The sequence below is a fragment of the Streptomyces sp. NPDC052016 genome, from assembly GCF_044548445.1.
Taxonomy (GTDB): Bacteria; Actinomycetota; Actinomycetes; order Streptomycetales; family Streptomycetaceae; genus Streptomyces.
Window position 1 is genome coordinate 50,906 of sequence record NZ_JBIUBX010000009.1, and the last position, 13,320, is coordinate 64,225.

A 13,320-nucleotide genomic window follows, 5' to 3' on the forward strand; every position below is an offset into this window, starting at 1 on the left:
CCCGGGCGGGGGGGTTGTTATTCCCCACCCGCGAGGAATGAAACTTCGCCAAAACAAACCGGCCGCCCCCCCCCCCCGCCGCGGGGGGCCCCCCCCCCCCCCCCGGGGGGGGCGCCGCCCCCCCCCGTTTCCGGCTCCGGCGCGGTCGCGCCCGCGCCGTGACGGTTCGGGCCATGGCGCCCGGGACGGCCGTGACCGGTCCCGTCGCCGCGGCGGGCCGCACAGTCCCGCGCCCCGGGGCGGCCCGGTCAGCGCCGCCGGATCCGTCCCGGCATGAACGTGAACACCGCCGCGCCCAGCAGTACGGCCGTGCCGGCGACCAGGCCGAGGGCCTTCAGCGTGCCGTGATCGCCCGCGCCGGTCTCCGCGAGGTCCCCACCGGTCGACGTGCTCCCGCCGGACGAGGAGGACGAGCCGCTGCCGCCGGACGCGCCGCTCGCCTGTTCCGTGGTGTCCAGGGTGAGGGAGACGGACGTGCTGTCCGGGGTGCAGGTGGTGGTCGTGCCCATGGCCTCGATGGTGAGGACGCCCGGGGAGAGCGTGGACACACCGGTCGCGCCGGGCTTGTAGGCGCCCTTGAGGTCCGGGATCTCGATCGGGGCGCCCTGCTTGATCACCTCGGTGTTGGTCGGGCCCTCCACCGTGACCGAGCCCGTGTCCGCACCGCCGAGCACGACCTGCATGGTCGGCTTCACCTTGTCGGCCGGGATGTCGATCGGGCTGTTCATCACCGACTTCTTGAACTGGACGGTGAGGTCGTAGCTCCCGCCGTTCTTCTTCGCGTTGATCTGGATCGGCGAGGTCGCCTTCTGCTCCCCGATGGGCGACTGGCAGGTGTAGGGGACGTCCACGACCTTGCCGGTGAAGTCCGTCCGACCGCTGTCACCGGTCGCGCTCGCGGAGGCGCTGGGCGGGTTCGACGCGCTCGGCGACGAGGACTGGCTCGGCGAGGCGGAGTCGGACGGGTCGGGCGACGGGCTCGGCGACGAGGACGCGGAGGACGAGCCGCCGTTCGCCGCCGTCACCGTGATCGTCGCGGCGGGCTGGACCGGCTCCGTCGGCGCGCACCTGGTGTCCGTCGACATCGCGTTGACGACGTACGCGTCCGGCGTCAGCGCCACCTGCCCGGCTGCCGTCAGCTTCAGCGTGCCCTTCATGTCGGACAGCACCATGGCGCCGCCCTTGGGTATCGCCGGATTCTCGCGCGGGCCCCGCATCGCGACCGCCGCGGTCTGCGCGCCGGCCGCCTTCAGCGTGCCGGAGGGCTGCACCGAGTCGGCGGGCAGGTCGATGATGTCGGGGTTCTTGGAGGCGGCCTGGGTGAACTTCCAGACGACGTCGACGGTGTCCCCGACCTTCGCCGTGGCCGGCGCGGTGATCTCGACCTTGGTGGTGCCGTTGACCTCGGGCAGGCCGACGCCGGCCGGCGGTATGCACTTGGTGGCGTAGGCCACCTCGGCGGCCTGGGCCTGCCCGGCGGTGACGCCCAGCAGGGCGGCGGCCCCGGCGAACAGGACGGCGGTGCCGGCCGCGGCGGCCCTCTTCCGCCGTCCGCTCCCGGGCGGTGCGGCTCTCTCGCTCTCGCTCACGTGGATCCCTTTCTGCCGGGAGTCATGGGACTCGTCGGATGGTCGTCGTGCGGTGCGGAGAGCCGGCCCGCCGTGCCCGGATCGGAGTCCGGGGTGAACCACGGCAGGGTCGAGGCCGGTGCGGGCGGCCGGTCCGGGTCGGGAGTGCGCCGGGGAAGGCCCGGGAGGCGGACGGACGGACGCGGACGGCCGGCGGACCGGCGCGTCCCTCGTGGACCGCCCGCCGGGCGCGTCCTCCGGTGACCGGCCGCCGGGCGCGGCCCGACCCGGTCCACGACGGCCATCCCGACGCGGAACACCGCCGTCGGCACCACGAGGCAGACCAGGATCCAGAACAGGGTCACGCCCCAGGGGCGGTCCACGCCCCACGGCTGCTCGGCGAGGACCTTCCCGCCGTACCTGAGGGAGACGGTGTAGTCGCCGTGGGCTCCGCCGGTGAGTTCGACGGGCAGTTCGACGCGGGCCTTCTTTCCGGGTGCCACGGTGCCGCGCCACTGCCGTTCGTCCCACTGGGGGGCGAACACGCCGTGGGCGGTGCCGACCTGGAAGACGGGGTCCTTCACGGGCGCGGTCCCGACGTTGCCGACGGTGAAGACCAGGGTGCGGGCGGGCGGGGCGCCGAACCAGGTGAGCAGGCCGTCGCCGCCCTCCAGCCGGGTGTCGGTGAGGACCGACAGACGCCCGCCGGCCGGTGCGGCGGGCAGCGGTTCGACGGGGTGGCCGGCCACCTGGAAGGCGGCGTCGGACTGCTCCTTCGTCCCGGTCGCGGTGGCCACGTGCACCACGCAGGGGCACGGCACCGGCGGCTCGGCCACCGGCAGCGCCCGGCTGAAACGGCCGTCGGCGTCGGTGGTGACGGCCCGGCCGTCCGCGTTGGCACAGGAGTTGGTACCGCCGAGGACACCCTTCGAGGGCGTGGACCGCCCGCAGATCAGCAGCATCAGCAGCGCGCGCGGCCGCCAGCCGCTGCCGCTGACGGTGATCGTCCCCCCGGTGCCCGCCTGGGACGCGGACAGCTTCACGGTCGCCGGGCCGGCGGCCGATGCCGGCCCGGCGCAGGGCAAGAGCAGCAGCGCGAGCACCGCCACCACCACGATCCGCACCCGCTTCCCCCTCACGTCGGCTCCCCCTCGGGTGCCGCCGAGGCTGTACGGCGCCGGTGAACGGCGACGGGGACGGCGGCGACCAGCAGCGCGCCGGCCGCCGTTCCCGCCGCCGCGCCCCACGGCACGAACCGCGCCGACGCGCGGGCCGTGGCGTGCGCGCCTCCGGGCGCGGTGACGGTCAGCCGGACGGTGACGGCGTCCAGGGCCGGGCGGTCGGGCCACGGCTCGTCGAGGTGAAGGCGGCGCCCCGGGGACAGCCGGACGGGCAGGGTGCGCGGGGCGCGGTCGAGGACGGTGCCGAGGACGCCGTCGGCGCGCACCGCGAGACGCGGGACGACGGCCGTGGTGCCGCGGTTGACCAGCTCGTACGTGATCCGGTCGGCGTGCACGGCCACGTGCTCGACGGTCAGCGCGGACAGCTCCGGCCCCCCGACCCGCAGCAGCAGCCGTACCCTCTCCTCGCGGCCGGCCGCGTCCCGTACGACGAGTGCGCCGGAGCGGTCGCCGGGGGGCGCGTCGGGCGGGACGGTGACCGTGAAGGGGACCTCGGCGCGGGTGCGGGCGGGGATGCGCAGGGCGGTCTCGGCGAGGGTGACCGGCAGGCGGGTGCCGTGCAGCCGGACGGTGAGCGGGCGGGCGCCCCGGTTGGTCACGGCGAGGGTGTCCTCCAGGACCGCGCCGGGCGCGCCCTCGGCGTAGAAGGACGGCCGTCCGCCGCCGGAGGGTGCGGCGGTCCAGCCGTCGGCGGCGGACGCGGCGGCCGGAAGGAGCGGCAGGGTCAGCAGCAGGGCACAGGCGGCGGCGTACGGCATCGGCGGCTCCAGCGGGCGACGGGGTCGGGGTCAGCGCATCCGGTTCCGCCGGGTCAGCCACAGGGTTCCGGCGGCTCCCGCGAGGAGGACCGTGCCGCCGAGGGTGGCGAGGGCGATCGCGGAGTCCTCCGGGCCGGTCTGCGGGAGGGTGCCGCCGCCGTTCGCCGTCCCGCCGCCGTTCGCCGCTCCTCCGCCGGAGGTCCCGCCGCCCGCGGCCGTCACGTCGAGGCTGAGCGAGGGCCCGGGGTCGTTGGTGGGCGTGCAGGTGGTCGTCGTACCGAGCGCCTTGATGGTGAGCACACCGGGAGTGAAGGTGACCTTGCCGGTCCTCTCCGGGGTGTACGTGCCGCTCAGGTCGTTGATCTTGATGGGCGTGTCGGCGGGGATGGCCGTCTGGTTGGCCGGGCCGGAGACCTTGAGGGTCCCGCTGTCGGCGCCTCCCAGCTCGATGGTGGCGCTCGGGTTCATCGCGCCCTTGCCGAGCTCGACGGGGCTGGAGGAGACGCCCTTCTGCCAGGACATGGTGATCTTGTAGCCGCCGCCGCTCTCGACGCCCTTGATGTCGATGGGCGAGACGGCGTTCTTGTCGCCGATGGGCGTCTTGCAGGCGTAGTCGACGTCGACGACCTGGGCTCCCGCCGAGGGGGCGGCCGTCCACACCACCGCTCCGGCCAGGGCCGCGGACGTCGCGAGCGCGGCGGTTCGCTTCCGGTACGACACGGTCCCCTCATTCCTGACGGCGCATCAGATCGGGCCGTCAAGGTACGCCGGGGACCGTGAGGAAGGAAGGGGAGGGGCACACCGGAGTTGTGGGGAGCGGGCGTGGGAGTGTTGGGCGTGCGGAGGCATTGACCGCGGTCACGACCGCCGGGCGGGGCGCGGTCCGCCACGCCGGGCCGCGGGTTACGCAGGAGCGCCCAGCTCGGCCCAGACCGTCTTGCCCGCGACGCCGGGGGTCCGGACGACCCCCCAGTCCAGGCAGAGCCGCTGCACGATGAACATGCCGTGACCGCCGGGGCGGCCCGCGCGGTGCGGGGTGCGGGGGGCCGGCTGGCCCGTACCGCGGTCGGAGACCTCGACGCGGATGACCTTGTTGTCGCAGCCGAGGAGGAGCTGGTCCGGGCCCTCGGCGTGCAGGCAGGCGTTGGTGACCAGTTCCGAGACGACGAGCAGCACGTCCTCGGCGGCGGCCCGCTGGTCGGCGGTGGCGGCGGGCAGCCACCCCCACGCGTACAGCGCCTGGCGGGCGAAGTCGCGGGCGAGGGGGACCACCCCGCTCGCACCGTCGAAGCTCAGCCTGCGGACCTGACGACCCGCCGACGCCCCGGAAGCGCCGCTGGGCTCCGGGCCGCGGTCGCCCGGCGAATAAGGCCGGGTGGTGCTCATCAGCGCTTCACCTCACCGATTCACCAGTTCGTGATTCACACGATCAGAGATTTCAAGAGTGCCCGAGAACTCACGGGCACGGGAGCCAGTACACACGGTCCACGGCCGCCGCACGGTCGGTCCGCCCAATCCCGCCCCTTCTCGCGCCTCGTGCCGTCCACGAGCTGTGCCACCGACATGTTCAGGTGTCTCCTGCCCGAGGGAACCGGCGGGACACCCTCGTTCGCCCGTCCGTGCGCGGAATCGGGGCCGCGGGGGCATGGGGCGGCGGGCCGACACGCGGCCGGCGGGTCAGCCGTCGCCTTCGGCGAGGGCCGACTCGACCGTGTCGTGCACGGTGAAGACGGCGTCCGCGCCGGTGATCTCGAAGACCCGCGCCACCACGGGCTGCATACCCGCCAGGTGCACCCCGCCACCGGCCGCCTCCGCCTTCAGGCGGGCGCCGAGCAGGACGTTGAGCCCCGTGGAGTCGCAGAACTCCAACCGGGAGCAGTCCACGACCAGTCGGCTCAGCCCCTGGGCGAGGCATTCTTCGAGTGGCTCACGCAACAGATCGGCCGTGTGGTGATCGAGCTCACCGGCCGGTGTCACGACGGCGCTGGAACCCTCTTCCCGCACCTCCACCAGAAGCCGGCCAGACTGTGCGCTGCCGACCGTCCCGCGGTCCATGCCGTGTCTCTCCCGAGGTCGTGTAGTGCTTGCGGACGCCCTCGCACACTACGCCTTCGATACGCGCTCCAACAGCCGAACAATCACCCACAAACGGACATAACTCAACAAAACGCACTTGCGATCGGCTGAGTAAAGCGGGTAGGGCTAGGAGGAACACGTAACCGACACGGCCGGCTTTGGAGGCGCCGCACACCGTAGTGCACGCACTGGCTTCGGCAGCCATATGCCGAGAACGATGGAGGACATCATGTCATCCCGGCTCGACGCACCGCATACCCACGAGGCGACGTCGACACCCCCACCGGACCACCTGAATCCCCTCGCGCGGGGCGGCGACCCCACCGGCGGCACCGCCGACGCCCTCGCCGGACTCCCGGAGATCCCCCCGTACGACGAGGTCGGACCCGTCGACGCGCGGGCCTTGTCCAAGACCCTCTTCGAGCGGCTGGAGTCGCTGGAGGAAGGGACGTACGAGTACTCGTACGTCCGCAACACCCTCGTCGAACTGAACCTCGCGCTGGTCAAGTTCGCCGCCTCCCGCTTCCGCTCGCGCAGCGAGCCCATGGAGGACATCATCCAGGTCGGGACGATCGGCCTGATCAAGGCGATCGACCGTTTCGAGCTCAGCCGGGGTGTGGAGTTCCCCACCTTCGCGATGCCAACCATCATCGGCGAGATCAAACGGTTCTTCCGCGACACCTCGTGGTCGGTGCGGGTCCCGCGCCGCCTCCAGGAGCTCCGGCTCGACCTCGCCAAGGCGGGTGACGAACTGGCCCAGAAGCTCGACCGCGCCCCCACCGTGGCCGAGCTGGCGGAACGTCTCGGCATCTCCAACGAGGAGGTCGTCGAGGGCATGGCCGCCTCGAACGCGTACACCGCCTCCTCGCTGGACGCCCAGCCCGAGGAGGACGACGCCGAGGGCGCCCTCGCCGACCGCATCGGCTACGAGGACCACGGGCTCGAAGGCATCGAGTACGTCGAGTCGCTGAAGCCGCTGATCGCGGACCTCCCGCCGCGCGACCGGCAGATCCTCTCCCTGCGGTTCGTCGCGGGCATGACCCAGTCGGAGATCGGCGAGGAACTCGGCATCTCCCAGATGCACGTCTCACGCCTGCTGTCACGGACCCTCGTGCGGCTGCGCAAGGGGCTGACGCTGGAGGAGTGAGGCACGCCTCCGGCCGGAGACCAGTGCGGTCCGCGCCCGGACGAGCACCGTCGGGTGCCCGTCCGGGCGCGGGCGTGGTTTCCGTGACTCCCCGCTCGTGACCGGGAGCGGCGGATTTCCGCCGCCGGTCACCGCTCAGACCACGCGTACGCCCCTCCGCCACACCTGCGACACCAGCGGCACGCCGGGCCGGTAGGCCAGGTGGACGTGGCTCGGGGCGTCCAGGAGCGTCAGGTCGGCGTACGCGCCGGGGGTGAGGCGGCCGACGTCGGTGCGGCGCAGAGCCGCCGCCCCGCCCGCCGTGGCCGACCAGACCGCCTCGTCGGGGGTCATGCGCATGTCCCGTACGGCGAGGGCGACGCAGAACGGCACGGACGAGGTGAACGACGAGCCCGGGTTGCAGTCGGTGGACAGGGCCACGGTGACGCCGGCGTCGAGGAGGCGGCGGGCGTCCGGCCACTCGGCGCGGGTGGAGAACTCGGCGCCGGGGAGGAGCGTGGCGACCGTACGGCTGTTGGCCAGGGCGTCCACGTCGGCGTCGGTGAGGTGGGTGCAGTGGTCGGCGCTGGCGGCGTCCAGCTCGACCGCGAGCTGCACGCCGGGGCCGTGGGAGAGCTGGTTGGCGTGGATGCGGGGGTGGAGGCCCTTCGCCCTGCCCGCCGTGAGGACGGCGCGGGCCTGGTCGCCGTCGAAGGCGCCCTTCTCGCAGAAGACGTCGATCCAGCGGGCGTGAGGGGCGCAGGCGTCGAGCATCTCGCCGGTGACCAGGGCGACGTAGGCGGCCGGGTCGTCGGCGTAGTCCGGGGAGACGATGTGGGCGCCCAGGTAGGTGACCTCGTCGGTGTGCGCGGCGGCGATGCGCAGGGCCCGGGCCTCGTCCTCGACCGTCAGGCCGTAGCCGGACTTGGTCTCGAACGTGGTGGTGCCCTGGCGGAGGGCCTCGGCGAGGTAGCGGGTGAGGTTCGCCTCCAGTTCCTCGTCGGTGGCGGCGCGGGTGGCGGAGACGGTCGTCCGGATCCCGCCCGCGCTGTACGGCCGCCCCGACATCCGGGCGTTGAACTCCTGCGTCCGGTCGCCCGCGAAGAGGAGGTGGGAGTGGGAGTCGACGAAGCCCGGGATCACCGCCCGGCCGGCTGCGTCGACCCGATTGTCAGTGGCGGGTGCTTTGCTTCGATCACCGGTCCACGCGATGCGGTCGCCTTCGACGACGACGGCCGCGTCCTGGATCAGTCCGAGGGGGGAACCGTCACCGAGGGAGGGGTCGTTGGTGACCAGGGCGGCGATGTTGGTGATGAGCGTGCTGGCGGTGCTCGCGGAGTGGGCGGGGCTGACGGTGGTCGCGTTGCTCATGGCGTCCTTGGTGGCCTGGTCGGCGGTGGGGGCGGGTTCGGGGGCGGAGGCGGGCCGCGCGGGTGGGCGGCCCGCCGTCATCCGCGCAGGGCTTCGACGGCGTCCGCGAGGGCCTTCGGCACATCGGGGACGAGGCAGTGGACCCCGTCCCGTACGACGTGCCGGCCTCCCACGACCGTGTGCGACACGTCCGCTGCCGACGCGGCGAATACGGCCGTCTCGGCCCCGAGCCGCGGAAGCGGCCCTGCCGTCCTGACCGAGTCGAGCGCGATCGTCGTGAAGTCGGCGAGCGCCCCGGGCTCCAGGGTGCCGGCGTCGTCCCAGCCGAGGGCCGCGTGGCCGTCGGCCGTGGCCGCCCGCAGGAGGGCCGCGGCCGTCCAGTGACCTCGGGTACGGGTGCGCAGCCGCTCGTTCAGCTCCATGGCGCGCGCCTCTTCGAGCAGGTCGATCACGGCGTGGCTGTCGGAGCCGAGGGACAGGGGGGAGCCCTCGTTCTGGAGGGCGGCGGCGGGTCCGATGCCGTCGGCGAGGTCCCGCTCGGTCGTCGGGCACATGCAGGTGCCGGTGCCGCTGCCGCCGATCAGGGAGATGTCCTCGGCGGTGAGGTGGGTGTTGTGGACGCCGGTGGTCCGCGGTCCGAGCACGCCGTGCAGGGCGAGAAGCTGCGTCGGGGTGCAGCCGTGGACCTCCCGGCAGGCGTCGTTCTCCGCGGTCTGCTCCGACAGGTGCACGTGCAGCGGCGCGCCGCGCTCCTCGGCCCAGCGTGCCACGGTCGCCAGCTGGTCGGCGGGCACGGCCCGTACGGAGTGGATCGCCGCGCCGATCCGAGCGAGCTCCCGTTCCTTGAGAAGTGAACAGCGTGCGGCCCAGGCGTCGGCGTTCCCGTCGGAGAAGCGCAGCTGGTGGGTGTTGGGGGCCTGTCCGAAGCCGGAGGAGAGGTAGGCGGTGTCGAGGAGGGTGATACGGACGCCGGCTTCGGCGGCGGCCGAGATCAGGGCCTCGCCCATCGCGTTCGGGTCGGCGTAAGGGGTGCCGCCGGGGGCGTGGTGCACGTAGTGGAACTCGCCGACGGCGGTGATGCCGGCCAGCGCCATCTCGGCGTACACGGCGCGGGCGAGGGCGTGGTACGTCTCCGGGGTCAGCCGGTCGGCGACGGAGTACATGACCTCGCGCCAGGTCCAGAAGGTGCCGGAGCCGACCTGGACGGTGGAGCGCAGGGCGCGGTGGAAGGCGTGGCTGTGGGCGTTGGCCAGGCCCGGGAGGGTCAGGCCGCGCAGCACCTCCGCGCCGGGCGGCGGGGTGGGCGTGTCCGTGCGGACGGCGGTGATCCGGCCGTCGGTCACCTCCAGGGCGACGCCCGGCTCGACGTGGGTGCCGAGCCAGGCGTGCTCCAGCCAGTACGTCCGTGTCCGCTGCGTGGTGGTCACGTGCAGGCCAGCCCTTCCAGTACGTCGGCGAGCGCGCGCACCCCGGCCGCGCAGTCGTCCTCGGCCGCGTACTCGGCCGGGGAGTGCGAGACGCCCGTGGGGTTGCGCACGAACAGCATGGCGGTCGGGACGCTCCCGGAGAGGATCCCGGCGTCGTGTCCGGCGCCGGTGCCCAGGACCGGGACCTTGAGGTCGGTCTCCTGGCCGAGGATCCGGGCGAGCTCGTCCCGCAGGGCGTGGTCGAACTCGACGACGGGGGTGAAGGACTCGCGGACGACGTCCAGGTCGACGCCGTGGGCCGCGGCGTACTCGCGGGCCGCCTTCCGGACGCCGTCGACCACCTGGTCGAGGCTCTCCTGGTCGGCGGCGCGGGAGTCGAGCCAGCCGCGCACCAGGGAGGGGATGGCGTTGACGCCGTTCGGCTCGACGGCGATCTTGCCGAAGGTGGCGACGGCCCCGGCGAGTCGCGCCTCCCTCCGGGCGGCGAGCACGGTTTCGGCGTAGGACAGCATGGGGTCGCGCCGGTCCACCAGCCGGGTGGTGCCGGCGTGGTTGGCCTCGCCCCGGAAGTCGAACCGCCAGCGTCCGTGCGGCCAGATCGCACTGGCGATGCCCACCTGGTCGCCGCTGAGGTCGAGCGCCCGTCCCTGCTCGACGTGCAGTTCGACGAAGGCGCCGATGCCGGCGAGCCGCTCCGGGTCAGGCCCGATGGCGTCGGGGTCGTATCCGGCGGCCTCCATGGCCCGCGGGAGCGTGATCCCGTCGCCGTCGGTCAGCCGGTGGGCCTGCTCGACGGTGAGCTGCCCGGCGGTGAGCCGGGAGCCGACGCAGGCGAGACCGAAGCGGGCGCCCTCCTCGTCGCCGAAGTTGACGATGGCGAGGGGCTTGGCGAAGGTCGCCCGCCGGGCGCGCAGTTCGTCGAGCGCGGCGAAGGAGGACACCACGCCCAGCGGCCCGTCGAAGGCGCCGCCGTCGGGCACCGAGTCGAGGTGCGATCCCGTGACGACGGCGTCCCCGGCGGCGGGGTCACCGAGCCAGGCCCACTGGTTGCCGTTCCGGTCTACCTCGTAGACCAGCCCGCGGGCCTCGGACTGCTCCCGGAACCAGGCCCGGCAGTCGGCGTCGGCGGCGCTCCAGGCGTAACGGCGGTAGCCACCGGAGGAGGGGTGCCGGCCGACGGGCGCGAGCTCCCGCCACATCTCCTGGAAGGAGGCGGGACGGCTTCCCGCGGGCGGGCGGCCGTCGGCGTGGGGCCCGGGGGCGGCGGCTCCTGGTCCAGGGTGGGAGGCGTCACCGGGCGCGGGCGGTGGGCAGTCGTGCCGCAGGGCGTCGGGGGCGTCTCCGCGAGGCCGGGCCCCGGGGCCGGTGGGCGCGGCCGGGCCCGCGTCCGGCGAGGAGGCCTCGGCCTCCGCCGGGCGGTTTCCGCCGCGCCCTCCGTCGTCACGTCGGCTCACGCGTCGTCACCCTCGCGCATCGGCACCCGCACGCCCCGCTCGTCGGCCACCGACTCGGCGATGTCGTAACCGGCGTCGACGTGCCGGATGACGCCCATCCCGGGGTCGTTGGTCAGGACGCGCCGGATCTTCTCGCCACCCAGCTTCGTGCCGTCGGCCACGGTCACCTGCCCGGCGTGGATCGACCGCCCCATGCCGACCCCGCCGCCGTGGTGGAGGGACACCCAGGACGCGCCGGACGCCACGTTGACCATGGCGTTCAGCAGCGGCCAGTCGGCGATCGCGTCGGAGCCGTCGAGCATGGCCTCGGTCTCGCGGTAGGGGGAGGCGACGGAGCCGCAGTCGAGGTGGTCGCGCCCGATGGCCAGGGGAGCGGCCAGCTCACCGCTCGCCACCATGTCGTTGAACCGCTCGCCGGCCTTGTCGCGCTCGCCGTAGCCGAGCCAGCAGATACGGGCGGGCAGGCCCTGGAAGTGGACCCGCTCCCCGGCCATCTTGATCCAGCGGGCCAGGGACTCGTTCTCCGGGAAGAGGTCGAGGATCGCCCTGTCGGTCTTCGCGATGTCGGCCGGGTCGCCGGACAGCGCCGCCCAGCGGAAGGGGCCCTTGCCCTCGCAGAACAGCGGGCGGATGTAGGCGGGGACGAAGCCGGGGAAGGCGAAGGCCCGGTCGTACCCGGCCAGCCGGGCCTCGCCGCGGATGGAGTTGCCGTAGTCGAAGACCTCGGCGCCGGCGTCCAGGAAGCCGACCATCGCCTCGACGTGCCGGGCCATGGACTCACGGGCGCGGGTGGTGAACCCGGCGGGGTCCTTGGCGGCGTAGGAGGCCATGTCCGCGAACTCCACGCCCACCGGCAGGTACGACAGCGGGTCGTGGGCCGAGGTCTGGTCGGTGACGATGTCGATGGGTGCGCCCATGGCGAGGAGTTGCGGGACGAGGTCGGCGGCGTTGCCGAGGACGCCGATGGACAGCGGGCGGCGGGCGTCGCGGGCCTCGACCGCCAGCCGGAGGGCGTGGTCGAGGGAGTCGGCCTTGACGTCGAGGTACCGGTGCTCGATCCGGCGCTCGATGGCACGCGGGTCGCAGTCGACGCAGATCGCCACGCCGTCGTTCATCGTCACGGCGAGCGGCTGGGCGCCGCCCATGCCACCGAGGCCGGCGGTGAGGGTGATCGTGCCGGCGAGGGTGCCGCCGAACTTCTTCGCGGCGACGGCGGCGAAGGTCTCGTAGGTGCCCTGGAGGATGCCCTGGGTGCCGATGTAGATCCAGGAACCGGCGGTCATCTGGCCGTACATGGTCAGGCCGAGCTGCTCCAGGCGGCGGAACTCCTCCCAGTTGGCCCAGTCGCCGACGAGGTTGGAGTTGGCGATCAGGACGCGCGGGGCCCACTCGTGGGTCTGCATGACGCCGACGGGGCGGCCGGACTGGACGAGCATGGTCTCGTCCTGCTTGAGCGTGCGCAGCGTGCGGACCATCGCATCGAAGGAGCGCCAGTCACGCGCCGCCTTGCCCGTCCCGCCGTAGACGACGAGCTTGTCCGGGTGCTCGGCGACCTCGGGGTCGAGGTTGTTCTGCAGCATCCGCAGGGCGGCTTCCTGCTGCCACCCCAGGGCGCTCAGTTCGGTACCACGCGGCGCTCGTACGGGGCGGGGTCCTGACATGGTCTGCCTCCTCGCGGCTGGGATGTCCCGGCGGATGTTGCTGCTGCTATTCACATCCTGACCTCCTGAATAGAACTAGTCAACAGGGCCGGGCTTGGGCGGCGGGGCGGGAGCCGCCCGGGAAGTCGGACATGCCCTGAGGGAGGGAGGGGCGAGCGTCGGACCGGCGGCAGGGTGGGGGTGGGGGTGGGGATGTCGGAGGGCGTCGGCCGACAGCATGAGGACATCGGCGGGCCGGGGGCCTCGGCAGCAGGCGGGGGCTTCGACGGCAGGCCGGAAGGCAGACCGACGGTGGACCGGGGGCATCGGGCGCGGACCGGGGCATCGACGGCAGGCCGGAAGGGAATCGGCGGCAGGCCGGAAGGGAGACCGATGGCGGGCTGGGGGCATCGGAGGCGGGCCGGGGCCTCGGCAGCACACCGGAAGGGAAGCCGGTGGCAGGCCGGAGAGGAACCGGCGGTGGGCCGGAGGGGGTTCGGCGGTGCTTCGGGTGGGACATCACGGCGCGTCGGAGGGGGCGCGGGTCATGGCCCTCACCACCCGGCTCCCGCCTGTACACCCTCGGCGCACGCCCGCGGACACGTGTCGAACGGCCGGGGGAACGGGGACAGTTGACCCACCCTAGTCACCCCCGCGCATGTTCCGCTGGAAAATGCCAGAACCCTCACCCCTCGCGCATACGTTGCGTAGCTTCTTCC

11 protein-coding genes are annotated in these 13,320 nt (G+C 73.6%); 1 reads left to right on the forward strand and 10 read right to left on the reverse strand.

The genetic code is table 11. The features are described 5' to 3' along the window. Positions 1-248 precede the first annotated feature (248 nt). The 6 genes from ACIHAR_RS13265 to ACIHAR_RS13290 all read right to left on the reverse strand — a co-directional run bounded on the left by ACIHAR_RS13265 (position 249) and on the right by ACIHAR_RS13290 (position 5,562). Positions 249-1,514, reverse strand: a complete 1,266-nt coding sequence (locus tag ACIHAR_RS13265; protein WP_400019408.1) for a hypothetical protein — start codon at positions 1,512-1,514, stop codon at positions 249-251. A 71-nt stretch (positions 1,515-1,585) separates the two neighbouring features. Continuing rightward, a complete protein-coding gene (locus ACIHAR_RS13270) occupies positions 1,586-2,707 on the reverse strand; it encodes a hypothetical protein (RefSeq protein ID WP_400019212.1) in 1,122 nt (373 codons plus the stop codon). Continuing rightward, a complete protein-coding gene (locus ACIHAR_RS13275) occupies positions 2,704-3,507 on the reverse strand; it encodes a hypothetical protein (protein ID WP_400019215.1) in 804 nt (267 codons plus the stop codon). The genes ACIHAR_RS13270 and ACIHAR_RS13275 overlap by 4 nt, the downstream gene beginning before the upstream one ends. A 30-nt stretch (positions 3,508-3,537) precedes the next feature. After that, the gene (locus tag ACIHAR_RS13280) at positions 3,538-4,227 is read right to left on the reverse strand and encodes an LPXTG cell wall anchor domain-containing protein (RefSeq protein ID WP_365466391.1); all 690 of its coding nucleotides are present in this window, start codon (positions 4,225-4,227) and stop codon (positions 3,538-3,540) included. A gap of 183 nt (positions 4,228-4,410) precedes the next feature. Further along, entirely contained in the window at positions 4,411-4,893 is a 483-nt protein-coding gene (locus ACIHAR_RS13285; RefSeq protein WP_365466389.1) for an ATP-binding protein, read from the reverse strand. Between the two features lie 291 nt (positions 4,894-5,184). Then, a complete protein-coding gene (locus tag ACIHAR_RS13290; RefSeq protein ID WP_365466387.1) occupies positions 5,185-5,562 on the reverse strand; it encodes an STAS domain-containing protein in 378 nt (125 codons plus the stop codon). 238 nt (positions 5,563-5,800) lie between these two features. On the opposite strand from ACIHAR_RS13290, the gene ACIHAR_RS13295 reads away from it, so the two are divergent. Next, the gene (locus ACIHAR_RS13295; protein WP_365466385.1) at positions 5,801-6,730 is read left to right on the forward strand and encodes an RNA polymerase sigma factor SigF; all 930 of its coding nucleotides are present in this window, start codon (positions 5,801-5,803) and stop codon (positions 6,728-6,730) included. Between the two features lie 135 nt (positions 6,731-6,865). Here ACIHAR_RS13295 and hutI read toward each other — a convergent pair whose 3' ends face one another. The 4 genes from hutI to hutU form a co-directional block, all read right to left on the reverse strand. Beyond that, positions 6,866-8,161, reverse strand: coding sequence for an imidazolonepropionase (gene hutI / locus ACIHAR_RS13300; protein WP_400019218.1), 1,296 nt, complete (start codon positions 8,159-8,161; stop codon positions 6,866-6,868). Next, positions 8,158-9,507: a formimidoylglutamate deiminase gene (locus ACIHAR_RS13305; protein ID WP_400019220.1), complete on the reverse strand. Its 1,350-nt coding sequence runs from the start codon at positions 9,505-9,507 to the stop codon at positions 8,158-8,160. Before ACIHAR_RS13305 ends, hutI begins: the two co-directional genes overlap by 4 nt. Then, entirely contained in the window at positions 9,504-10,706 is a 1,203-nt protein-coding gene (locus ACIHAR_RS13310) for an allantoate amidohydrolase (protein ID WP_400019410.1), read from the reverse strand. Before ACIHAR_RS13310 ends, ACIHAR_RS13305 begins: the two co-directional genes overlap by 4 nt. 251 nt (positions 10,707-10,957) lie before the next feature. Beyond that, positions 10,958-12,622 carry a urocanate hydratase gene (hutU, locus tag ACIHAR_RS13315; RefSeq protein WP_365466379.1) on the reverse strand — a complete coding sequence of 555 codons (1,665 nt, stop codon included), beginning with the start codon at positions 12,620-12,622 and terminating at the stop codon, positions 10,958-10,960. Positions 12,623-13,320 lie beyond the last annotated feature (698 nt).